We start from the raw sequence: 22,041 nt of genomic DNA, 5'->3' as shown, positions 1-22,041 counted from the left end.
TGTTGTACTTCATAAATAAATAAAAAGGCAGAGCCGGTTTCCCGGCCCTGCCTTTTTTATTGGACTGTCAGGTCTGAATTATTGCTGTGGGCGGAGATCGAGGCTGTACAGCGCAAAACCTGTCTCATCCTGGCCTTTCAACACCATCGGATAACGGGCTTTTTGCTGGATAAATGCGGCGGCTTTGGCGCTGGGTGAGGTTTCAAAGCGGATATCCAGCGGCTGGGCGCCCGCGATCGGCGCCAGTTGCCAGTTATTGTCGGCCTGGGGTTTTACCTCGCCATGCTCACGGGTTTCTGCGCTGATATAGGCGGCCAGTACCGCGCGGTTCTCATCAGGAGACGCAAAGGCGATATGTGAATCACCGGTACCGGCAAATTTACCGCCATAGGCGCGATAATTGTTGGTGGCGACCAGGAAGGTCGCTTTCGGGTCGACCGGCTTCCCCTGATAGGTAAGATTGCGGATGCGGCTGGCGTCGCCATTGATCAGCGTGCACTCGCCGTCATATCGCGCCGGCTGGGTGACGTCGATCTGGTAGTTCACGCCATCAATCACATCAAAGTTGTAGGTGCGGAACCCGTCCCAGTTAATCAGCGGTTGCGGCTGGCTGCTGTGCGGATCGATCCGGTTAAATTGCCCGGCGGAGCACTCCAGCCACTCTTTCACCTCTTTGCCGGTGACTTTCAGCACCACCAGCGTATTGGGGTAGAGATAGAGATCGGCGGCATTGCGGAAGGTCAGTTCACCTTTCTCCACTTCCACATAACTGGCCGGATCGTTTTTCCGGCCCCCGGCTTTAAACGGCGCAGCGGCGGAGAGCACCGGCAGATCCGCCAGATCCGGGTCGCCCTGAATAAAGTGGCGGGTATAGGCTGCCTGCGCATTATTCACAATCTGCACGGTCGGGTCGTCCTGCACCAGTGCCAGATAGCTGTACATGCTGTCACTGGCTTTGCCCACCGGTTTACTGACAAACGCCCGCGTGCCTTTGTGTGCGTCACTCAGGATGCTGACCAGCCCGGCATCTTCGGCAGCCAGGGATTTTTTCGCGGCTTTATCAAAGATCGGCCGTGCTTCAGCGCGGCCCTGTACCACCTGCCATTTTCCCTGCTCGTTATTCAGTTGCAGATCGACAATGCCGAGATGATCGCCCCACTGGCCGGGCATCACCGCCGGAATACCGTTCAGCGTTCCCTGTTTGATATCTGCCCCTTTAATTGCGGCAAAATCGTTGCTGGGGAATACGGCGTGCGCATGGCCAAACATAATGGCGTCGATGCCCGGCACCTGGCTGAGGTAGTACACCGAATTCTCCGCCAGCGTTTTGTAAGGCTCACCGGATAACCCGGAGTGCGGGATGGCGACCACAATATCCGCGCCGGCTTTACGCATTTCCGGCACCCACTTTTTCGCCGTTTCAGTGATGTCATCCACCGTGACCTTGCCCTGCAGATTAGCCTTATCCCAGACCATCACTTGCGGCGGCACAAAGCCGATATAGCCGATATTCAACGTATGGGGGTTGCCGTCGTGGTCTTTGACCTCTTTTTTCTCAATCAGATAAGGGGTCAGCAGCGGTTTGCCGGTCGCCGCATCGATCAGGTTGGCGTTCACGTAAGGGAATTTTGCCCCGGCCAGCGCCCGCTTGAGGTAGTCCAGCCCATAGTTAAACTCATGGTTGCCGATGTTGCCCACCGAATAGCCCAGTGTATTCATCGCCAGATAGACCGGGTGAACCTCACCGGCTTTCAGCCCCTTTGCCGCCATGTAATCCCCCAGCGGGCTGCCCTGAATCAGGTCACCGTTGTCCACCAGCACGCTGTTGGTCGCCTGTTGGCGTGCCTGCGCAATCAGGGTGGCGGTGCGCACCAGGCCAAATTTGTCGGTCGGCGTATCCTTGTAGTAGTCAAAATCCATCATATTGCTGTGCAGATCGCTGGTTTCCATGATGCGCAGATCTACCGTGGCAGCATGCGTACTGACCGCAGCAGCCAGTAATGTCAGGGCAAAATACCGTTTCCTCATGATCGTTCTCCTTGGGTAATTATCAGGCAGCACTCGCAGAATAGCGTGTAACTATGACCAGATAACGCAAATAACTGTGAAGTATGGCGAATTTAACCCCTTAAAACTGCGCAGGAAATCACGTCTGGCGGGCCTGTTATGGAAAGGGCGCGCCATCCATCAGGGTCGGCTATAGATCTTCAGGGGAAAAATAACTAGTCTGCTTAATAAGGTTCAAAATTGCAGAGGTAGAGGATGCTGGAAAAAATTTGTCAGCTGGCCCGGGACGCGGGCGCGGCGATCATGGACGTCTATGACGGCCACAAACCCCTTGATGTTGAGACCAAGAAAGATGACTCGCCGGTAACAGCAGCCGATCTGGCGGCGCATCAGGTGATTAAGGACGGTCTGGCGCTGCTGTCGCCCGATATTCCGCTGCTGTCAGAAGAGGATCCGCCGGCCTGGGACGTGCGCCGGAACTGGACCCGTTACTGGCTGGTGGACCCGCTGGACGGTACTAAAGAGTTCATCAAACGTAACGGCGATTTCACCGTTAACATTGCGCTGATTGAAAATGGCGCACCGGTGATGGGTGTGGTCTATGTGCCGGTCACCGGCGTGATGTACTCCGCGGCGGAGGGCAAAGCCTGGAAAGAAGAGGGCGGCCGCCGGGAGCAGATCGCGGTGCAGGATGCGCGCCCGCCGCTGGTGGTGGTCAGCCGTTCGCACGGCAGCCAGGAGTTGCAGGACTACTTAGCGCAACTGGGTGAGCACCAGACCGTGGCCGTCGGGTCGTCACTGAAATTCTGCCTGGTGGCGGAAGGCAGGGCGCAACTTTACCCGCGCTTCGGGCCGACCTCCGTCTGGGATACCGCTGCCGGCCATGCGGTGGCCCTGGCGGCCGGGGCGCAGGTGCATGACTGGCAGGGCCAGCCGTTGAGCTATACGCCGCGTGAGTCATTCCTTAACCCCGGCTTCCGCGTTTCGCTCTATTAAGTCGCCGGAATAAGCTGGTGCAGCAGGGTTATCACCTGCTGCACTTCATCCGCCGATAATGCCCCTTCTTTGGCAAAATGCACCTTGCCTGCCGTGTCCAGCACCACGATAGCTGAACTGGCCTCTTTCAACTGCCACGCTTTTCGCACCACACCCTGGTCATCCACCACAAACTGCGACCACGGGAAACTCTCTTTACTCTCTTTTATGCTGCTGCGCACAAACGCCCCGGTACCGAGGATGGCGTCATCTGAATTGACGATTGTCGTCGTTTGGTAATATTTGGCAGGTAGATTGGCTGCCTTGATGGCCTCAACCAGTGGCGCATTCATCTCTTTCGCGGCAGTGCGACCGGCTATGTGCTGGATAACACGCACTTTTCCGGCGAGCGCGGTGCTTTGCCAGCGTTGGTAACTGAAGGTGCCGTGGTTAAGCAGCAGTTCACCTTTATCACTGACATACACCGGCGGGACAGGTTGCATAATTGTAAAATTGTGGGCGGAGGCGATAAATGATGAAGCCAATAACACTATAGTCAGCAGACTATGTTTGAACATGCTTTCTCCTTGGCAGTGCGAGCGGTTTAAGAGCGCTCTGATAGTGGAAAGCAGCATCATAAGGTGTAATCAGTGGTCTGTCCTGTTGGTAAGCGTGATAAGGATCGCTTTCCGGCAAGGAAACCGGTGCCAGCCCGGTTAACCCAATTCAAAGTAAGTTGATTACATGCAAGTCACTGTCAGCTTCTGTAAAAGTAACAAAACAGAGTGGCAATTTCAGAACTAACGACTATTTTTAAAGTCCATTACGTTGTGTTCGTTTCGAAGAGCTGCCCCTAGTCTGGTTATTTATCTGGCAGGAACACAACGGGTCCCAGCAAGGAGAGAGTAAGAAAATGAGAATCTTTCAGCGTTATAATCCGCTCAAAGTAGCTAAATATGTAAAAACGCTGTTCCGTGGCCGTATCTACATCAAAGATGTAGGCGCATTTGAATTTGATAACGGCAAAATTTTACTGCCGAAAGTACGCGATAAGCGTCACTTCAGCGTGATGTCTGAAGTTAACCGCCAGGTAATGAGCTTGCAGGCAGAGATGTAATGACGGGCGCATCGCGCTGGTCAGGTAATACCCCCGTACTTTAGAGCATACCCGGATAAAAAAATAACGGCCCCGCATGGGGCCGTTATTGTTTGTGGTGACGGGGATAAGGGGGCAGAGCGAAGCCGGTTACAGGCTCTTCTCGCGCTCAAGCTCTTCCGGCGTTTTCGGCAACAGCGGCGTCAGCGGTTTATCACTGATGCGCGTGACCAAAAGCTGGTCGATCTTATAGCTGTCGATGTCCACCACTTCGAATTTGTACCCGGAGAATTTCACAAAGTCGGTGCGTTTCGGGATCTTACGCAGCATAAACATCATAAAGCCGCCGATGGTTTCGTAGTTGCCGGACTGCGGGAACTCGTCGATGTGCAGCACGCGCATGACGTCATCAATCGGCGTGCCGCCTTCGATCAGCCATGAGTTTTCATCACGCGCCACAATCTGCTCTTCCATGCCTTGCCCAACTAGATCGCCCATCAGCGTGGTCATCACGTCGTTCAGGGTAATAATGCCGACCACCAGCGCATACTCGTTCAGGATCACCGCGAAATCTTCACCGGCGGTCTTAAAACTCTCCAGCGCTTCGGAAAGCGTCAGGGTATCCGGCACAATCAGCGCAGAGCGGATCTGAACGCCGCTGCTCAGCATCAGGCTCTGGTTGCCCAGCACCCGGTTCAGCAGATCCTTGGAGTCCACATACCCCACGACCTGATCGATATGACCATCGCATACCAGAAACTTGGAGTGCGGATGGGTCGCGATCTTCTGCTTAATACTCTCTTCACTCTCCCGCAGGTCGAAAAAGATCACACTTTCCCGCGAGGTCATGGAAGAGGGCACCGTGCGCGATTCCAGCTCGAACACGTTTTCAATCAGCTCATGCTCCTGCTTGCGCAGTACCCCGGCCAGCGCGCCCGCTTCCACCACGGCATAGATGTCATCTGAGGTGATGTCATCATTGCGTACCATCGGCAGTTTAAACAGACGGAAAATAGAGTTCGCCAGCCCGTTAAACAGCCAGACCAACGGGCGGAATACCGCTAAGCAGAAACGCATCGGGTTGATGATCCGGACGGCAACCGTCTCTGGTGCAATCATACCGATGCGCTTCGGGGTTAAGTCTGCAAACAGGATGAACAGGCTGGTAACCAGCACAAAGGAACAGATGAAGCTGATTTGCTCGGCAAGCTCAGGCGACATAAAACGGATGAAGAAGCTTTCAAATACTGGCGAGAACGCCGCGTCACCGACAATACCCCCGAGAATAGCCACGGCATTCAGGCCAATCTGCACCACGGTAAAGAACATGCCGGGTGTTTCCTGGAGTTTGAGCACCCGCAGGGCGTTGATACTGCCGTCATCTGCCAGAAGTTTAAGTTTGATTTTTCGTGAGGCAGCCAGCGAAATCTCCGACAGGGAGAAAAAGGCGCTCACGGCGATTAATAAAAGAATCAGTAATATACTGTTTAGCATAGTTTATCCGCTTAGTTCCGGTTCCCGACCGGCGCGTTTAAGGCAGGGGGTAACACTGAGTGAAAAATTCTAAAATAACAGACAGAAATGCTGCAAACAGCCTACATTTGCAGCACGCATAGTATAGCAGCAGCGCTGAGAAGGCCGCCAGCGGAGAAAAAAGGGCGCGGAGCGGCCGTGCAGGGCTTACTGCGGCAGCAGGCAGACGCCGATGCCACCGAGGCCGCAATAGCCTTCCGGATTTTTATGCAGATATTGCTGGTGCTCGTTCTCGGCATAATAGAAAGGCAGCGCCGGAGCAATCTCTGTAGTGATCGGCCGGGTATCGCCGGCGGCCAGCATCGCCTGACGGAAGGCCGCAAGGCTCTGCTCTGCGGCCGCCTGCTGTGCCGCCGTCAGCGGATAAAGGGCTGAGCGGTACTGGGTACCGATATCACCGCCCTGGCGCATCCCCTGTGCCGGGTCATGGTTTTCCCAGAACAGCTGTAACAGTTGCGAATAACCGATAACGGCCGGATCAAACACCACCCGCACCACTTCCGCATGGCCGGTCTGGCCGGTGCAGACTTCCGTATAGGTCGGGTTTGGCGTATAGCCGCCGCTGTAGCCGGCTGCGGTGCTGTAAATACCCGGTTGTTGCCAGAACAGGCGCTCCACGCCCCAGAAGCAGCCCATGGCAAAGATCGCCTCTTCCATGCCGTCAGGAACATGGGTCATAGAGTGGCCGGTGACCGCATGAAGGGTGGCCACCGGCATCGGCGTTGTGCGCCCCGGTAAGGCATTCTCCTGAGTAACAGGTTGAGTTTTGTCGAAATTTTGCACCACGCTGGGCTCCGTTCAATAGCAGGGTAAGGATCGTTAGTTGTATCTGATTGCGTCTTTGCACACAATACATCGTCTCTTATCGATTAATTTTATTACGATAATCAAAATTTCAGGGTTAAACGGCTACCGGCCAAAGGGATTTCGCCCATACTGATGCTGTTTTTATGCCAGCGTGTTGCGTTACAGGACAGTAAACATTCCCAGGAGTACGTGTGCGACAAAACCGGGTGCTTAGTATTTTATGTGTACTGCTGGCTTCCCCCCTGGCACAGGCCGCAACGCTGCGGTTGCAGGTGGAAGGATTGAGCGGGGATTTAGAGAAAAATGTGCGTGTGCGGCTTTCCGCCATCGGCAGTGATGAAGTCACCGCTGACGGGCGTTTCCGTGCCAGCGTGGATAAAGCGGTCCGCCAGGGGCTGCGGCCGTTTGGTTATTACGACCCCACCATCGACTTTGAATACCGTGCCACGCCGCCGCCCGGCCGTCCGGTGCTGATTGCACGTGTCACGCCGGGTGAACCGGTCAGAATTGCCGGCACCTCCGTCGTCATTGAAGGGCAGGGCAAAGACGATGAGGATTACCAGACGCTGAAGAAAAACAACATCCCGGTCAAAGGGACTCAGCTCAACCACGGCACCTACGAAAGCTTCAAAAGCTCTATTACCAATGTGGCGGTGCGCAAAGGCTATTTCGATGCCACCATGCGCAAAAGCCAGCTCGGCATCATCCAGGACCAGCACCAGGCGTTCTGGGACATCGACTTTGATACCGGGCAGCGTTACCGCTTCGGCCGCGTCACCTTTGAGGGCGCGCAAATCCGTGATGATTATCTGCAAAACCTTGTTCCCTTCCATGAGGGCGACTACTACAGCGCCAGCGATCTGGCTGAGCTGAACCGTCGTCTCTCTGCCACCAACTGGTTTAATTCCGTGGTGGTGGCACCTGAATTCAAGAACGCCAAAGAGCACAAAGTCTTGCCGTTAAACGCGGTAGTCACGCCGCGCACCCGCAACACGCTGGAAACCGGGGTGGGCTACTCCACCGACGTCGGGCCGCGCATCAAAGCCAACTGGAAAAAACCGTGGCTTAACTCACGCGGGCACAGCCTGGAAAGCACCCTGAACCTCTCCGGGCCGGAGCAGGAGCTGGATCTCAGCTATAAGATCCCGCTGCTGAAAAACCCAATTGAGCAGTATTACGTGGTGCAGGGTGGCTTTAAACGTGAGGATCTCAACGACACCGAGTCTGATGGGGCCACCGTCAATGTGGCGCGCTACTGGGACGCCTCCAGCGGCTGGAAAAAGGCCATTAACCTGCGCTGGAGCATGGATCACTTTACCCAGGGCAGCGTCACCAATACCACTATGCTGATCTACCCCGGCGTCAGCGTCAGCCGGACGCGCCAGCGCGGCGGGCTGATGCCGGACTGGGGCGACTCACAACGCTATTCCCTTGATGTCTCCGACACCGGCTGGGGCTCTGACATCGACTTTGCCGTGGTACAGGCGCAGAACGTCTGGATCCGTACCCTGGCGGAGAAACATCGCTTTGTGGTGCGCGGCAATCTGGGCTGGATTGAAACCAACGACTTCGAACGTGTGCCGCCCTCCCTGCGCTTCTTCGCCGGGGGCGATCGCAGCATCCGCGGTTACCAGTACAAATCCATTTCACCGCGCGATGACGACGACAAACTCACCGGTGCCTCAAAACTGGCGACCGGCTCGCTGGAATACCAATACAACGTGACCGGCAAGTGGTGGGGCGCGGTGTTTGTCGATTCCGGTGAAGCGGTAAATGACATTAAACAGAGCAACGTGAAGACCGGCGCCGGGGTTGGCGTGCGCTGGGCATCACCGATTGGCCCGGTAAAACTGGATCTCGCCGCCCCGGTGGGCGACCAGGAAGAGCACGGCGTTGAGTTCTACATTGGGTTGGGGCCTGAATTATGAGCCTGTTGAAGAAGATTTCCCTGGGCGTACTGATCGTGGTGCTCCTGTTGCTGGGCAGTGTCGCCTTTCTGGTCGGCACGCAAACCGGCCTGCATATGGTGATTAGCGGGGCGGCACGCTGGGTGCCGGGGCTGGAGATTGGCAGCGTGACTGGCGGCTGGCGCTCCCTGACGCTGACCGGCGTGACCTATAAAATGCCGGGCGTCACCGTCAATGCCGGGCAGTTCCATCTCTCGGTGGATCTCTCCTGTTTCCGTCGCAGCCAATTCTGTGTGAACGCCCTGACCGCGCAGGATGTGAATGTGGTGGTCAATACCAAACAGATGACCCCGGCCGCTCCGCAACCGGAAGAGGAGGAGGCGGGCAGCGGTAACCTGAGTACGCCTTACCCGATTACGCTGCGGATGCTGCGGCTTAATAACGTCAAAGTCACCGTGGATAACACCGCGATTGCGCTGGATGAATTCCGCACCGGCCTGCAGTGGCAGGATCGCGCCCTGACGCTGATACCGACGCAGATTAACTCACTGCTGGTGGCGCTGCCGACCGCCGCCCAACTGGCACTGGAGAAGGTCACGGAACCCGCCCCGCCGGAACCGGCCAAACCGGCACCGCCCGGGCCGCCGTTGGGCGATACCCTGAAACAGTTATTCGCCAAACCGCTGCTGCCGGATCTGCCGGAATTCCGCCTGCCGCTGGATATCACCGTGAAGTCGATACGCGGAAACCAGCTGCGCCTTACCGGTGATACGGATGTGACGGTCACCTCACTGTTGTTACAGGCCAGCACCAAAGATCAGCACCTGCAACTCGACACCCTGGATGTGGACTCGCCGCAGGGCACCCTGAATGCCCGCGGGCAGGCCACACTCAGCGGCAACTGGCCGCTGGCGATGGACGTGAACAGCACGCTGAACGTCGACCCGATTAAGGGGGAGAAAGTGCGGCTGACCATCGGCGGCGGCTTGCGTGACACACTGAACGTGGCGTTGAACCTCTCCGGGCCGGTGCGCAGTACGCTGACGGTTAAGACCCAGCTCGCCGAGGCCGGGCTGCCGCTGGCGCTGTCACTGAAAAGTGATGAGCTGCGCTGGCCGCTGGTGGGGGAGCCGCAGTATCAGGTGAAGAATATTGACGTCAGCCTCAGCGGCAAGGCGATTGATTACCGGCTCGGCCTGCATTCTGACATCAGCGGTGTTGGGTTGCCGCCTGCTACCGTCACGCTGGACGGCGGCGGCACGGTTGAGCAGTTCCGGCTGGCGCGGTTGCGGGTAGCCGCGCTTCAGGGCAACACCGACCTCAGTGGCGTGGTGGACTGGAGCAAGGCCATCAGCTGGAATACGGAGCTGACGCTGGACGGCATTAACACCGCGAAGCAGTGGCCGGACTGGCCGGCGACCCTGCGCGGCAAGATTGTCACGCGCGGCAGCCTGTATGGCGGCAACATGCAGTTCCGCATTCCGGAACTGCAGCTGGACGGCAATGTGCGGCAGAACAAGGTCGAGGCGCGTGGGCAGCTCAGCGGCAACGCCGCCGGGCAGTGGGATATTCCACAGATGCACCTGGCACTGGGCCGTAATGCGATCGACGTAAAAGGCAAGCTGGATGAGAACTGGGCGCTGGATGCCCTGATCGATGCACCGGCGCTGGACAATGCCCTGCCGGGGCTGGGCGGTGTGGCGAAGGGCAACCTGAAGCTGCGTGGGAACCTGAAGGCGCCGCAGGTTCTGGCGGATCTCACCGCCAGCCGGTTACGCTGGCAGGAACTGCGCATCAACAGCGTTAACGTAAAAGGGGACGTGCGCTCCGGTGAGCAGATTCAGGGCGAACTGGCAGTACGGGTGCAACAACTGACCCAGGCTTCGCTGGCGATCCGGCAGTTAACGCTGGATGCCAAAGGCAGCGAAAAGCAGCATCAGATGCAATTGCGTATTGACGGCAAACCGGTCTCCGGCCAACTGACGCTGGCGGGCAGTTTTGACCGGCAGACCCAGCGCTGGCAGGGCACCCTCAATAACACCCGCTTTGACACGCCGGTTGGTGAAGTGCGGCTCAGCCGCGCAATGGCGCTGGAGTATTTCAACACTGAACAGCGCGTCACAATCGGGCCGCATTGCTGGCTGAACCCGAATGCTGAACTCTGTGTGCCGAAAACCATCGAGGCGGGCGCCAGCGGGCAGGCCAGCCTGGTGCTTAACCGCTTTGATCTGGCGATGATCAAACCTTACCTGACTGACGATACCCAGCTTAGCGGCATCTTCAGCGGCAAGGCGGATGTCAGCTGGAAAGCCACGGGCGGGCTGCCGCAGGCGAATGTGTCGCTCTCCGGCAAAGGGGTAAAAGTCCGCCAGAATCTTCAGGGCAAAACCCTGCCGGTGGATTTCGACACGCTGAACCTCTCGGCCGGGCTGGTCAATGGCCGGGCGCAGTTGGGGTGGCTGATCAAGATTGCCAATAATGGCCAGCTGGCCGGTGATGTGCAGGTCACCGATCCGCAGGGCCGCCGCGCTATCTCGGGCAATGTCAGCATCAATAATATTTCACTGGCGATGCTTAACCCGGTGCTTTCAAGCGATGAAAAAGCCAAGGGCCTGCTGAACGCCAACCTACGGCTGGGCGGCAATGCCCAGCGCCCGCTGGTGTATGGGCAGATGGCGCTGAATGATGTGGATATCGACGGCTCCTGGATGCCGTTTGACATCACCAGCGGCCGCCTGGGGCTGAACTTCAACGGTGACAACTCCACGCTCAACGGCCTGATTCAGACGACACAGGGCCAGCTTTCGCTGGCCGGTAACGCGGACTGGGCGCAAATTGATGCCTGGCGCGCGCGCATCGCGGCGAAAGGTGACAAGGTGCGCGTGATCGTGCCGCCGATGGTGCGGCTGGATGTCTCACCGGATCTGGTGTTTGAGGCGACGCCGCAACTCTTCTCCCTGAGCGGCAATGTGGACATCCCGTGGGCGCGCATCACGGTACAGGATCTGCCGGAGAGTGCGGTAGGCGTATCGTCTGATGAAGTGATGCTGGACGATCAGCACCAGCCGATCGAAACGAAAAAGGCCTCGATCCCGATCAACAGCAACCTGACCGTTAATATCGGCGACAATGTGCGGCTGGATGCCTTTGGCCTGCAGGCGAAGCTGAAAGGCGCGCTGAAAGTGGTGCAGGATCAGCAGGGGCTGGGGCTGAACGGGCAGATCGATATTCCGTCCGGCCGCTTCCACGCCTATGGCCAGGATCTGATTGTGCGCAAAGGGCAGTTGCTCTTCTCCGGCCCGCCGGCGCAACCGCTGCTTAACATTGAGGCGATCCGTAACCCGGAATCCACCGAGAATGACGTGGTGGCCGGGGTAAAAGTCACCGGGATGGCAGACGAGCCGAAGCTGGAGATCTTCTCTGACCCGGCGATGTCACAGCAGGAAGCGCTCTCTTATCTGCTGCGCGGCCAGGGGCTGGATAATACCGGTACCGACGGCAGTATGATGACCTCGATGCTGGTGGGATTAGGGGTTGCACAAAGTGGTAAACTTGTGGGTAAAATCGGCGAGGCGTTCGGGGTAAGTAACCTGGCCCTGGATACCGCTGGGGTGGGCGATAGCTCGCAGGTGGTGGTCAGTGGTTATGTGCTGCCCGGCCTGCAGGTAAAATATGGTGTAGGAATATTTGATTCTTTGGCAACCCTGACGTTACGTTACCGGTTGATGCCGAAATTGTATCTGGAAGCGGTGTCTGGACTCGACCAGGCATTGGATTTGCTCTATCAGTTTGAGTTTTAACGATGCGAATAATTGTCTACGGCAGCTTGCGCCGCAAGCAGGGTAACAGTCACTGGATGACCAACGCCCAATGGTTGGGCGACCATGAGTTAGCGGGGTTCGACCTCTATGATCTGGGGCAGTATCCGGCGGCGATCCCCGGTGAGGGCACCATTTACTGTGAGGTCTACCGGATCAACGCCGGTATTCTGGCGGAGCTGGATGAACTGAAAAGTAATACCAAGGATTACCGGCGGGAGTTGATTACAACGCCCTACGGCAGCGCATGGATCTACATTTATAAGCGTTCCCTGGCGGGTGTTCCGCGCATCTCTAGTGGTAACTGGCTGACGCGGGAAGCGCGGACGTCGTGAATGTGCTGGCATAGCGAATACCGGGTGCCGCCCATAAAAAACACCGCTCAATGAGCGGTGTTTTTTTTACGCTGAACGCCGTAAGGCGTATCGCTTACTTCTTCGCGCGCTCGAAAGAGGCTACGATTTCTGCTTTAGCTGCGTCGGCATTTTCCCAGCCGTCCACTTTTACCCACTTCCCTTTTTCCAGATCTTTGTAGTGTTCAAAGAAGTGGGCAATCTGGGCACGCAGCAGTTCCGGCAGGTCGTTCACATCTTTGATGTGGTCGTACTCTTTGGTGAGTTTGCTGTGCGGCACGGCGACCAGCTTGGCATCTTCGCCTGCTTCGTCAGACATTTTCAGCACGCCAACCGGACGGCAGCGGATCACGGAGCCTGGTTGCAGCGGGTATGGGGTCGGCACCAGCACATCTACCGGGTCACCATCCAGGGACAGGGTATTGTTGATGTAGCCGTAGTTGCACGGATAGAACATCGCGGTGGACATGAAGCGGTCAACGAACAGGGCGCCGGTTTCTTTGTCGATTTCATATTTGATCGGATCCGCATTAGCGGGGATCTCAATCACTACATAGATGTCTTCCGGAAGATCTTTACCCGCCGGTACGTTGTTCAAGCTCATAGTGGTTTCCTTTCATCGAACCAGAATTAGAGTGCCGGCTATTATAGCCAACTCTTTTATGAATTCCTGTCCTTTTAACATGCGCTCAGCCCGGCGGGAAACGTCCAGACCACCGGGGCCGGTACTTTCAGACTTATCCTTCACCGCCAGAGGCGGGAAGAGGCACACGGCAGCACGCAAAAAGGGCGATCTGACGATCGCCCTTCTGGATTGTGCCACGTGTTGCGAATCAGTTGTCCGGGTACTGCTCGATGAAGCGCTCCGCGTCTTCCACCATAGAACGGGTGCCGACAAAGAACGGCGCACGCTGGTGCAGGGATTCAGGCGTAATATCGAGGATACGGCGCATGCCGTCGCTGGCTTTGCCGTTGGCCTGTTCGGCCAGGAAGGCCATCGGGTTGCACTCATACAGCAGGCGCAGTTTCCCTTTCGGGTGCGAAGCGGTACTTGGGTAGATGTAGATACCGCCTTTCAGCAGGTTACGGTGGAAATCTGCCACCAGAGAACCAATATAACGGGAGGTATACGGGCGCTGCGTCGCCTCATCCTGCTCCTGACAATATTTGATGTACTTCTTCACCCCGAGCGGGAATTTGATGTAGTTCCCCTCGTTGATGGAGTACATATTGCCTTTTTCCGGGAAGCAAACTTTTTCATGGGACAGGCAGAACACGCCCAGGGAAGGGTCATAGGTAAAGGCGTGTACACCACAGCCGGTGGTATAAACCAGCATGGTTGAAGAGCCGTACACCACATAGCCGGCCGCGACCTGCGCGCTGCCCGGTTGCAGGAAATCTTCTTCTCTGACCGGGGTGCCGATAGGGCTGATGCGGCGGTAAATGGAGAAGATAGTCCCGACCGACACATTGACGTCAATGTTAGAGGAGCCGTCCAGCGGGTCCATCAACACCACGTATTTTGCATCTTCCGCCCCTTCGAAGATCACAATCTCATCTTCTTCTTCTGACGCGATCCCAGCTACTTCACCACGCGCTTTCAGCGCTGCTTTCAGCTTTTCATTGGCGAACAGATCAAGCTTCATCTGCACTTCGCCCTGAATGTTTGATACGCCGCTGGTACCCAGAATATCCACCAGCCCGGCTTTATTGATATCCCGGTGGATAATCTTGGCACCGAGTTTAATCGCGGAAAGCAGCGCCGTCAGTTCACCTGTGGCGTGGGGAAAGTCGTGCTGCTTCTCGACAATGAATTCGCCTAACGTTTTCATGACACAATCCCTGAATCTAATGATGGAAAGTGGTTTTTGATACAAACCACCAACATAAGCGAAATGAGTTTAACGTAAAGATATGGACGATTCATAGGCAAATCCATTTCTTCTGGACGATTCCGAGCGGTAGAATACCGGCTGACCTGACGTGATCTAATGGAAATAATATGCGTATTCATATTCTTGGTATCTGCGGCACCTTTATGGGCGGGCTGGCGATGCTGGCCCGTTCCCTGGGCCATGACGTAACCGGTTCAGACGATAATGTCTATCCGCCAATGAGCACGCTGCTGGAGAACCAGGGCATCAACCTTATTCAGGGGTACGATCCGGCACAGCTTGACCCGGCGCCGGACCTGGTGATCATCGGCAATGCCATGTCACGCGGTAACCCCTGTGTGGAGGCGGTGCTGGAGCGCGGCATCCGCTATATGTCCGGCCCGCAATGGCTGCATGATGATGTCTTGCACGACCGCTGGGTCATCGCGGTGGCCGGTACGCATGGAAAAACCACCACCGCCGGGATGGCAGCCTGGATCCTTGAGGCATGTGGCTACCAGCCCGGCTTTGTGATTGGCGGGGTGCCGGGGAACTTTGATGTCTCCGCCCGGCTGGGCAACAGCCCGTTCTTTGTGATTGAAGCTGATGAATATGACTGCGCCTTCTTTGATAAGCGCTCCAAGTTTGTGCATTACAGCCCACGCACGCTGATCCTGAATAATCTGGAGTTCGATCACGCGGATATCTTTGACGATCTGAAAGCGATCCAGAAGCAATTCCATCATCTGGTGCGCCTGGTGCCGGGCAAAGGCAAAATTATCCTGCCGGAGAATGATGCCCATCTGAAGCAGGTGATGGCGATGGGCTGTTGGAGTGAGCAGGAGTTTCTGGGTGAAAACGGCACCTGGCGTGCTGCCAAGCTGACGCCGGACGCCAGCCACTTTGAGGTGTTCCTGAATGGCGAACGTGTGGGCGAAGTGAACTGGTCGCTGGTGGGTGAACACAACATGCACAATGGCCTGATGGCCATCGCCGCAGCCCGCCATGTGGGGGTGTTGCCGGTGGATGCCTGCCGGGCGCTGGACACCTTTATTAATGCGCGCCGCCGCCTTGAGCTGCGCGGTGAAGCGAATGGCGTCACGGTATATGACGATTTTGCCCACCACCCAACGGCCATTCTGGCAACCCTGGCTGCCCTGCGCAGCAAAGTGGGCGGGACGGCGCGCATTCTGGCGGTGCTGGAGCCACGTTCCAATACCATGAAAATGGGGATGTGCAAAAACGAGCTGGCGCCGTCGCTTGGCCGGGCCGATGAAGTCTTCCTGTTCCAGCCGCAGCACATTCCCTGGCTGGTAACAGAAGTGGCAGAAGAGTGTATTCAGCCGGCGCACTGGAGCGCGGACGTGGAGACGCTGGCCGACATGGTGGTAAAAGCCGCGCAGCCGGGGGACCATATCCTGGTGATGAGCAACGGTGGCTTCGGGGGGATTCACACCAAATTGCTGGAGAAGCTGGCGGCAAAAGCCGCACGCTAAACATCACCGGCTGTGAGAACAGGGAGGCTGAGGCCTCCCTGTTTTTTTGGGCAATCAACAGGCAAAAAAAAGCCCCGACAGGGGGGCAATGGGGTTCGTCGGATAGGACGAGGGTATTCTTCTGGCTACGGCAGGCGGATATGCCATTCCTGGCTTTCCAGCACGCCATAGCGGTGAGGTTCACTGACCTCTTTTTTGAAGGCTTTTGCCGTCAGCGCTTGTGACAGCGTCAGCGGCAAGGGTTCTGCATGCTGCGTATGCCCCTGAGCGTCATTCATATCCGCTGGGGAGGGGGCCGCAGAAACACTCCATGAGAGAGCTGCAAGAAATCCCCAGACTACCGGCTTAATTTTTACTGACACGATCTCTTCCTGAAGCGATAACCCGGCGCCCTCTTAACATAATGGTTTGAGTAGGGAGAGGGCGCTGGCAAGGTTTCCAGAGGGTAATGCGGTGACTTATTGGTAAATCTCAGCGGTGGCGTGGTAAGCACCGTTCTGATAAGCCTCAATCACACGATAGGCTTTAGCGCCTTTACTGTCTGCTTTGTCTGAGAGCGCCTGACGAATATCAGTCGGGGTGGCGTTGACACCGCTGACACTGATGGTGCCTACCGGGGTCAGGTTGTTTGCCGGCGCAGTGATAAGTTCAGCGGCAGAAGCACCGGCAGAAACAGCAGAAAGTAGTGCCAGGGCAGTCAGGGTCTTTTTCATGTTCATGATGGTTTTCCTTAAAGTTGGTTAACAACCGTTAAGGCCATATCACATGTATTGCCTGCCGGTTGTTCTGTTACATTGCCGGGATCGCCGATCCCTCAGACGCGTTAATAACGCTTATGTTACTGATAAATTTGGTATTACTGATAGATTTCTGCGGTCGCGTGGTAGTTGCCGTTAATATAGGCTTCAACGACACGGTAGGCTTTTGCCCCTTTATTATCCGCTTTTTCAGAAAGTGCCTGACGGATGTCGGAAGGCGCTGCGCTGACACCACTGACAGAAATAGTGCCCATAGGCTGCAGGGAAGCCGCCTGATTAGCATCGATAGATTGTGCTGCAAATGCGCCAAAAGACAGTGCAGATAGGATACTTACAGCCGCGATGGTTGTCTTAATGTTCATGATTTAGCCTCGTCGTATTTTATTATTCGTTAGGAAACTGTGATTCTCATCACGGAAAGGAGTATACGCCTGGTAACACCCGAAAATAAATAGGATGCTAATAGTTTTTGAGGTTACTTTGAGGTGCTTTGTGATTTTTTAATAACCAAAAAGCATAAAAAATGTATAAATTGTGAGCTTTTATGGTTAATTTTTTGAAAGATCAATAGGCTAGGGTGATTTAACCAAATGTGCTGTTCATAGCAGTGATAATCACTGCCGGAGCAGGGAGGCACGCTGGGATATGCGAAAAAAGCGCGGCACTGCGGAATAATCACTTATGCAGTAATCACTGGGATGACAGGTTACCAGGGGAAGGCAGGAGAAATTATGGCAGGGGAAGTACAGCTTACCGCAATGGCCCGGTCAACCTGACCAGCACCCTTGCGGTATTACGCAGCTTACAGCTCTTGTTCAAACAGGCCGAGGATGGCCTCATACAGTTGCTTAACCGAAAAGCCATTCGCCGGGGTCGTAAAGATCGTGTCATCACCGGCAATGGTGCCGAGAATGCCCTCCGATTTCCCCAGGGAATCCAGCAGGCGGGCGATCAATTGCGCGGCCCCTGGGCTGGTGCGAATCACGACAACTGCATCGTTATAATCCACATCCAGTACCAGATTCTTCAGCGGGCTGGTGGTGGTCGGCACGCCCAGTTCAGCCGGCAGACAATACACCATCTCCATTTTGGCATTACGGGTACGTACCGCGCCAAATTTGGTCAGCATCCGCGAGACTTTGGACTGGTTGATATTATCAAAACCCTCTTCCTGCAGCGCCTGGACAATCTCGCTTTGAGAGCTGAATTTTTCTTCTTTCAGCAGCGCTTTAAAGGCTTTGATCAGATCGTCTTGTTTTGCGGGATTACGCATATTGCACCGTGAAATAGCTAAAGTTGACATCATTATTATGCATATATATGAATTTTTATGCAATGACGAGTCGGGGCCGCATCATCTGAGGCTTACTCGCACAAGGAAAGGCGCGAAGTGTAGCAAAATCACTGTGTAATGAATATGCCGTTTAAACAGGGTTTTTAGCAGAGTGGCAATATGTAGAATTCTTATTAATATTATGTTGTTCAAATGTTGTGCATCGATGCAACGCGGCTCACGGTTAGCAGGCTGTGAATCATGTCATACTCTGTGGGCTCTTTGTGCACTATGATCTTCATTTACTTCGTAGTTTCCTCAATGTTCGGGCTGAATTATCGCCTAAGCCTGCACAGGCCCTGTTAATGGTTTGTGGTGGATCATGCGATGACGTAAAGTATTAATGTTCTGAATTCACAGCATTTTTACGTTTACCATAAAAAAGGAGTATAGGATGAAAGTTGCAGTCCTCGGCGCAGCCGGTGGTATTGGTCAGGCGCTCGCCCTTTTGCTTAAGACACAATTGCCTTCAGGTTCGGAACTCTCTCTCTATGACATCGCACCCGTAACGCCCGGCGTGGCGGTCGATCTCAGCCATATCCCTACTGCTGTCAGTATTGAAGGCTTCAGCGGGGAAGATGCCACACCGGCATTACATGGCGCTGACGTGGTATTGATCTCTGCCGGGGTGGCACGCAAGCCAGGTATGGATCGCTCGGATCTGTTCAACGTCAACGCCGGTATCGTGCGTAACCTGATTCAGCAGGTCGCCAAAACCTGCCCCGGTGCCTTGATCGGCATTATTACCAACCCGGTCAATACCACGGTAGCGATTGCCGCAGAAGTGTTGAAAAAAGCCGGGGTATACGACAAAAACAAATTATTTGGTGTCACCACGCTGGATACCATCCGCGCGAATACTTTTGTGGCGGCACTGAAAGGTAAACAACCGGAAGAGATTGAGGTACCGGTTATTGGCGGGCACTCAGGCGTGACTATCTTACCGCTGCTGTCGCAGGTTCCGGGCGTCAGCTTCTCTGATGAAGAGATCGCAGAACTCACCAAACGTATCCAGAATGCCGGTACGGAAGTCGTGGAAGCCAAAGCGGGTGGGGGGTCTGCTACGCTCTCAATGGGCCAGGCAGCGGCGCGTTTTGGGTTATCCCTGGTTCGCGCCCTGCAGGGTGAGAGCAACGTGGTGGAGTGCGCGTATGTTGAAGGGGATGGGAGCTATGCCCGCTTCTTTGCTCAACCACTTTTATTAGGCAAAGAAGGCGTGGCGCAGCATCAGGATATCGGAACATTAAGCGCCTTTGAAAAACAGGCACTGGAAGGGATGCTGGATGTATTGCGCAAAGATATTGAATTAGGCGAACAGTTCGTCAATCAATGAGCCTTACCTGCTACCGCTGGCGTCATGCCAGCGGTTCATTCTCTTGCGAAGGTGATGGCGTTTTTTTGCAGGATGCCGGCGCTTTTTTCACGCTGCTTTTCTTCGGTTTTACCACAGGCTGGCACAGTGCTTTCGGCAGAGGCCGGCGGGTTTTCCGTTCAACCGGCAACAGGGTCGCCGCATCAAAATAACGGCTGGGCCAGATACGGGCCGGATGGATATCCAGCGCATTGGCAATAATCCACTCTCCCTTAGGCCAGGGACGATAAAGGACGTTGGCCAGGGTGGAGGAGCTTAACCCCGCCGCCCGTGATAATGCCGCCATCGACGTACCTCTTTTATGCAGGGCAGAAATAATGTCTGCTGAATGCCAATCCTTCTTTTTCTTAATGTTCATTCCCTTCGTCCTTACTTGTCCACATACAGGCCATGCAGCGAAACCCTGCTGCATTTTAAGAAATTCATAACATCAAATTTCATAAGCTTGCGCAAATAACTTTCTGGAAGTTGGAAAGAATCTGTGTGCAATAACAAATATCGACTGCAAAAGGTGTGAAATCAACCATATCAGTGAGTAAGATAATCCTTTTCATCAATAATTTGATGAGAAAGCATTAATACTTTTTATAGAAAATTAAAGAAAAATTCACTGAAAAATTTCTTAAAATAGTGTCGCAGTGATCGAACAAACACTTTTGTCTTTATACGCTTATTTACCGTGTGGTCTTTGGGTGTGGGTGGTATAAAGAATGTTAAAAGCGCGTGTCGTGTCATGTGACAGTGATCGGGACATCGTGCCCCGTTTACCGGATATTCAGGTGCAAGAGAAGGGTAATGAAACAAGAGTGGTTTACTGCCAAAGAGCTGGCAGATATTCAGAGCCTGCCTTCGACCCCACAGGGGGTCAATGCCCTGGCCCGGCGTGAAGGTTGGGAGAGGCGCCGCCGCCATGGGGTGCAGGGAAAAGCGGTAGAGTACTCTGTCCGGAGTTTGCCGGTGAAGGCTATTGCAGAATTGGCGCTGCAGTTCTCAAAAAGTGCAGATGAAACGCCCACGGAAGATCCGTTATCCATCTGGATTGAAGGCTACCACCAACTCACAGACGCGCAGCGCCGGCGGGTGATAGCCCTGATTATGCAGGAGGGCATGCAGGGATTACTTAACCGGCTACCCCAGGAACCGGGCAACCGGCAGGCGGCTCAGTAATCGCGTTTCACGGCCATATGCGCCAGCCCTTCCAGGGCGCGGCGGTAAGGCGTGTCAGGCAGAATATTCAGGCAGGCAATCGCTTTGTCCGCTTCTTCTTCTGCCCGCTGCCGCGTATAGGCCAGCGACCCCACCTGATGCATGGTTTCCAATACCGGCTCCAGCAGATGGCGGCCATTACCCTCTTCAATCGCCTGACGAATCATGGCAGATTGCGCAGCATTGCCATGTTTCATGGCGTGCAGCAGGGGGAGGGTAGGTTTACCTTCGTCCAGATCATCACCGGTATTTTTGCCTAACGTGCTGCCATCGGCGTCGTAATCGAGCAAATCGTCGATTAACTGGAACGCGGTGCCGAGATAGCGCCCATAGTCCTGCAACGCTTTTTCTTGTTCTTCTGTGGCGTCTGACAGGATCGCGGATGCCTGTGCCGCCGCTTCAAACAGCCGGGCCGTTTTACTGTAGATAACCCGCATATAACTCTCTTCAGTAATATCCGGATCGTTACAGTTCATCAGTTGCAGCACTTCGCCTTCGGCAATCACATTCACCGCTTCAGACATCAGTGCCAGCACCCGCAGCGACTCCAGGCCGGTCATCATCTGGAAGGCGCGGGTATAGATGAAATCGCCGACCAGTACACTGGCTGCATTGCCGAAAGCCGCATTGGCCGTGGCCTTACCACGGCGCATATCTGACTCGTCAACCACATCATCGTGCAACAACGTGGCGGTATGTATAAATTCAATCAGGGCAGCTACCGTGACATGTTTCTGGCCGGTGTAGCTCAGTGCCCGGGCAGCCAATACTGCAATCATCGGCCGGATGCGCTTGCCGCCACCGCTGATGATGTAGTAGCCCAACTGGTTGATCAGTGTGACATCAGAGTTGAGCTGGTCGAGAATGATTGCGTTTACGGCCGCCATATCTTGTGCGGTTAGGTCGGTAATCTGTTCAAGGTTCATTGTATTTTTTTCTATTAGGATGCTCTTCACCATGAATGGGAGCACCGCACGCAGCGGCTCATCGTAGTAACAGTACCTTTGATTGTACTTGAAAAATGGCATAGATAAACGTCGCGAAATGAGCTGTGCTTTTTTTCTTCTTCTGACTTTATTCTGCTCTTGTCATGCGATGCTTTTTTGCGTAGAATTCGCGCCCTATTGTGAATATTTATAGCGCGCTTTGAACTACTAAAGGCGAGTGCGCGGAAAGCGGAGTTTTATATGTACGCGGTTTTCCAAAGTGGTGGTAAACAACACCGAGTAAGCGAAGGTCAGACCGTTCGCTTGGAAAAGCTGGACATCGCAACTGGTGAAGCTGTTGAGTTTGACCAAGTGCTGATGATTGCCAATGGTGAAGAAATCAACATCGGCGTTCCTTTCGTCGATGGTGGCAAAATCACCGCTGAAGTTGTGGCTCACGGTCGTGGCGAGAAAATTAAAATCGTTAAGTTTCGTCGTCGTAAACACTACCGTAAGCAGCAGGGCCACCGTCAGTGGTTCACTGATGTGAAAATCACCGGCATCAGCGCTTAAGTTTAGG

20 protein-coding genes and 1 pseudogene are annotated in these 22,041 nt (G+C 54.9%); 9 read left to right on the top strand and 12 right to left on the bottom strand.

The genetic code is table 11. The features are described from left to right. Positions 1 to 78 precede the first annotated feature (78 nt). Entirely contained in the window at positions 79 to 2,028 is a 1,950-nt protein-coding gene (locus CYR55_RS12275) for a bifunctional 2',3'-cyclic-nucleotide 2'-phosphodiesterase/3'-nucleotidase (RefSeq protein WP_101816417.1), read from the bottom strand. Positions 2,029 to 2,262: 234 nt separating this feature from the next. Here CYR55_RS12275 and cysQ point away from each other — a divergent pair, with 234 nt between their 5' ends. Then, the gene (cysQ, locus tag CYR55_RS12270) at positions 2,263 to 3,003 is read left to right on the top strand and encodes a 3'(2'),5'-bisphosphate nucleotidase CysQ (protein WP_101816416.1); all 741 of its coding nucleotides are present in this window, start codon (positions 2,263 to 2,265) and stop codon (positions 3,001 to 3,003) included. Here cysQ and CYR55_RS12265 read toward each other — a convergent pair. After that, complete coding sequence (locus CYR55_RS12265; protein ID WP_101816415.1) at positions 3,000 to 3,560, bottom strand: YtfJ family protein; 561 nt, start codon at positions 3,558 to 3,560, stop codon at positions 3,000 to 3,002. The two genes, cysQ and CYR55_RS12265, sit on opposite strands and share 4 nt — an antisense overlap. Before the next feature lie 335 nt (positions 3,561 to 3,895). Between CYR55_RS12265 and CYR55_RS12260 the strand changes: the two genes are divergently transcribed. Continuing rightward, complete coding sequence (locus CYR55_RS12260; protein ID WP_072927062.1) at positions 3,896 to 4,099, top strand: DUF1107 domain-containing protein; 204 nt, start codon at positions 3,896 to 3,898, stop codon at positions 4,097 to 4,099. A gap of 129 nt (positions 4,100 to 4,228) precedes the next feature. Here CYR55_RS12260 and paeA read toward each other — a convergent pair whose 3' ends face one another. Together paeA and msrA are read right to left on the bottom strand one after the other, a co-directional pair. Next, positions 4,229 to 5,572, bottom strand: a complete 1,344-nt coding sequence (gene paeA, locus CYR55_RS12255) for a polyamine export protein PaeA (RefSeq protein ID WP_101816414.1) — start codon at positions 5,570 to 5,572, stop codon at positions 4,229 to 4,231. A 186-nt stretch (positions 5,573 to 5,758) separates the two neighbouring features. Beyond that, entirely contained in the window at positions 5,759 to 6,394 is a 636-nt protein-coding gene (gene msrA, locus CYR55_RS12250) for a peptide-methionine (S)-S-oxide reductase MsrA (protein ID WP_101816463.1), read from the bottom strand. Positions 6,395 to 6,609: 215 nt separating this feature from the next. On the opposite strand from msrA, the gene tamA reads away from it, so the two are divergent. The 3 genes from tamA to CYR55_RS12235 are packed head-to-tail and all read left to right on the top strand — an operon-like array spanning position 6,610 to position 12,478. Beyond that, entirely contained in the window at positions 6,610 to 8,346 is a 1,737-nt protein-coding gene (tamA, locus tag CYR55_RS12245; RefSeq protein WP_101816413.1) for an autotransporter assembly complex protein TamA, read from the top strand. Beyond that, positions 8,343 to 12,125: an autotransporter assembly complex protein TamB gene (gene tamB / locus CYR55_RS12240; protein WP_101816412.1), complete on the top strand. Its 3,783-nt coding sequence runs from the start codon at positions 8,343 to 8,345 to the stop codon at positions 12,123 to 12,125. The genes tamA and tamB overlap by 4 nt, the downstream gene beginning before the upstream one ends. 2 nt (positions 12,126 to 12,127) lie before the next feature. After that, complete coding sequence (locus tag CYR55_RS12235) at positions 12,128 to 12,478, top strand: gamma-glutamylcyclotransferase family protein (RefSeq protein ID WP_101816411.1); 351 nt, start codon at positions 12,128 to 12,130, stop codon at positions 12,476 to 12,478. Between the two features lie 94 nt (positions 12,479 to 12,572). Here the strand turns inward: CYR55_RS12235 and ppa are convergent, their stop codons facing one another. Together ppa and fbp are read right to left on the bottom strand one after the other, a co-directional pair. After that, positions 12,573 to 13,100 (bottom strand): inorganic diphosphatase, encoded by a 528-nt coding sequence (ppa, locus tag CYR55_RS12230; protein ID WP_101816410.1) that lies wholly within the window; start codon positions 13,098 to 13,100, stop codon positions 12,573 to 12,575. Positions 13,101 to 13,329: 229 nt separating this feature from the next. Then, complete coding sequence (gene fbp, locus CYR55_RS12225) at positions 13,330 to 14,328, bottom strand: class 1 fructose-bisphosphatase (RefSeq protein WP_101816409.1); 999 nt, start codon at positions 14,326 to 14,328, stop codon at positions 13,330 to 13,332. Positions 14,329 to 14,498: 170 nt separating this feature from the next. On the opposite strand from fbp, the gene mpl reads away from it, so the two are divergent. Continuing rightward, complete coding sequence (gene mpl, locus CYR55_RS12220; RefSeq protein ID WP_101816408.1) at positions 14,499 to 15,866, top strand: UDP-N-acetylmuramate:L-alanyl-gamma-D-glutamyl-meso-diaminopimelate ligase; 1,368 nt, start codon at positions 14,499 to 14,501, stop codon at positions 15,864 to 15,866. A 125-nt stretch (positions 15,867 to 15,991) separates the two neighbouring features. Here mpl and CYR55_RS23335 read toward each other — a convergent pair whose 3' ends face one another. The 4 genes from CYR55_RS23335 to argR form a co-directional block, all read right to left on the bottom strand. Beyond that, the gene (locus CYR55_RS23335) at positions 15,992 to 16,228 is read right to left on the bottom strand and encodes a hypothetical protein (RefSeq protein ID WP_146000979.1); all 237 of its coding nucleotides are present in this window, start codon (positions 16,226 to 16,228) and stop codon (positions 15,992 to 15,994) included. Positions 16,229 to 16,324: 96 nt separating this feature from the next. Beyond that, positions 16,325 to 16,585 (bottom strand): YdgH/BhsA/McbA-like domain containing protein, encoded by a 261-nt coding sequence (locus CYR55_RS12215; RefSeq protein ID WP_101816407.1) that lies wholly within the window; start codon positions 16,583 to 16,585, stop codon positions 16,325 to 16,327. A 137-nt stretch (positions 16,586 to 16,722) separates the two neighbouring features. Beyond that, positions 16,723 to 16,986 carry a peroxide/acid stress response protein YhcN gene (yhcN, locus tag CYR55_RS12210; protein ID WP_101816406.1) on the bottom strand — a complete coding sequence of 88 codons (264 nt, stop codon included), beginning with the start codon at positions 16,984 to 16,986 and terminating at the stop codon, positions 16,723 to 16,725. Positions 16,987 to 17,426: 440 nt separating this feature from the next. Next, positions 17,427 to 17,897, bottom strand: coding sequence for a transcriptional regulator ArgR (gene argR, locus CYR55_RS12205; protein ID WP_101816405.1), 471 nt, complete (start codon positions 17,895 to 17,897; stop codon positions 17,427 to 17,429). Between the two features lie 454 nt (positions 17,898 to 18,351). Here argR and mdh point away from each other — a divergent pair, with 454 nt between their 5' ends. Then, positions 18,352 to 19,290 (top strand): malate dehydrogenase, encoded by a 939-nt coding sequence (mdh, locus tag CYR55_RS12200; RefSeq protein WP_101816404.1) that lies wholly within the window; start codon positions 18,352 to 18,354, stop codon positions 19,288 to 19,290. A gap of 136 nt (positions 19,291 to 19,426) precedes the next feature. Here mdh and CYR55_RS12195 read toward each other — a convergent pair. Next, positions 19,427 to 19,687 (bottom strand): annotated as a pseudogene (locus CYR55_RS12195) (helix-turn-helix domain-containing protein); the annotation flags it as partial. A 437-nt stretch (positions 19,688 to 20,124) separates the two neighbouring features. On the opposite strand from CYR55_RS12195, the gene CYR55_RS12190 reads away from it, so the two are divergent. Further along, positions 20,125 to 20,496 carry a DNA-binding protein gene (locus CYR55_RS12190; protein ID WP_101816402.1) on the top strand — a complete coding sequence of 124 codons (372 nt, stop codon included), beginning with the start codon at positions 20,125 to 20,127 and terminating at the stop codon, positions 20,494 to 20,496. On the opposite strand, the gene ispB is transcribed toward CYR55_RS12190, so the two are convergent. Then, on the bottom strand, positions 20,490 to 21,461 hold the full coding sequence (gene ispB, locus CYR55_RS12185) for an octaprenyl diphosphate synthase (protein WP_101816401.1): 972 nt from the start codon (positions 21,459 to 21,461) through the stop codon (positions 20,490 to 20,492). The genes CYR55_RS12190 and ispB overlap by 7 nt on opposite strands. A gap of 261 nt (positions 21,462 to 21,722) precedes the next feature. On the opposite strand from ispB, the gene rplU reads away from it, so the two are divergent. After that, a complete protein-coding gene (rplU, locus tag CYR55_RS12180) occupies positions 21,723 to 22,034 on the top strand; it encodes a 50S ribosomal protein L21 (protein WP_072927084.1) in 312 nt (103 codons plus the stop codon). Positions 22,035 to 22,041: the final 7 nt, after the last annotated feature.

It is taken from the genome of Chimaeribacter californicus, from assembly GCF_002858675.1.
Taxonomy (GTDB): Bacteria; Pseudomonadota; Gammaproteobacteria; order Enterobacterales; family Enterobacteriaceae; genus Chimaeribacter; species Chimaeribacter californicus.
This window is presented reverse-complemented; position numbering and strand designations above follow the sequence as displayed.

Bases quoted from the DNA above. Each gene is read 5' to 3' on its own strand.
- CYR55_RS12275 (WP_101816417.1), bottom strand. From the start codon at position 2,028: ATGAGGAAACGGTATTTTGCCCTGACATTACTGGCTGCTGCGGTCAGT.
- cysQ (WP_101816416.1), top strand. From the start codon at position 2,263: ATGCTGGAAAAAATTTGTCAGCTGGCCCGGGACGCGGGCGCGGCGATC.
- CYR55_RS12265 (WP_101816415.1), bottom strand. From the start codon at position 3,560: ATGTTCAAACATAGTCTGCTGACTATAGTGTTATTGGCTTCATCATTT.
- CYR55_RS12260 (WP_072927062.1), top strand. From the start codon at position 3,896: ATGAGAATCTTTCAGCGTTATAATCCGCTCAAAGTAGCTAAATATGTA.
- paeA (WP_101816414.1), bottom strand. From the start codon at position 5,572: ATGCTAAACAGTATATTACTGATTCTTTTATTAATCGCCGTGAGCGCC.
- tamB (WP_101816412.1), top strand. From the start codon at position 8,343: ATGAGCCTGTTGAAGAAGATTTCCCTGGGCGTACTGATCGTGGTGCTC.
- CYR55_RS12235 (WP_101816411.1), top strand. From the start codon at position 12,128: ATGCGAATAATTGTCTACGGCAGCTTGCGCCGCAAGCAGGGTAACAGT.
- ppa (WP_101816410.1), bottom strand. From the start codon at position 13,100: ATGAGCTTGAACAACGTACCGGCGGGTAAAGATCTTCCGGAAGACATC.
- fbp (WP_101816409.1), bottom strand. From the start codon at position 14,328: ATGAAAACGTTAGGCGAATTCATTGTCGAGAAGCAGCACGACTTTCCC.
- mpl (WP_101816408.1), top strand. From the start codon at position 14,499: ATGCGTATTCATATTCTTGGTATCTGCGGCACCTTTATGGGCGGGCTG.
- CYR55_RS12215 (WP_101816407.1), bottom strand. From the start codon at position 16,585: ATGAACATGAAAAAGACCCTGACTGCCCTGGCACTACTTTCTGCTGTT.
- yhcN (WP_101816406.1), bottom strand. From the start codon at position 16,986: ATGAACATTAAGACAACCATCGCGGCTGTAAGTATCCTATCTGCACTG.
- argR (WP_101816405.1), bottom strand. From the start codon at position 17,897: ATGCGTAATCCCGCAAAACAAGACGATCTGATCAAAGCCTTTAAAGCG.
- mdh (WP_101816404.1), top strand. From the start codon at position 18,352: ATGAAAGTTGCAGTCCTCGGCGCAGCCGGTGGTATTGGTCAGGCGCTC.
- CYR55_RS12190 (WP_101816402.1), top strand. From the start codon at position 20,125: ATGAAACAAGAGTGGTTTACTGCCAAAGAGCTGGCAGATATTCAGAGC.
- ispB (WP_101816401.1), bottom strand. From the start codon at position 21,461: ATGAACCTTGAACAGATTACCGACCTAACCGCACAAGATATGGCGGCC.
- rplU (WP_072927084.1), top strand. From the start codon at position 21,723: ATGTACGCGGTTTTCCAAAGTGGTGGTAAACAACACCGAGTAAGCGAA.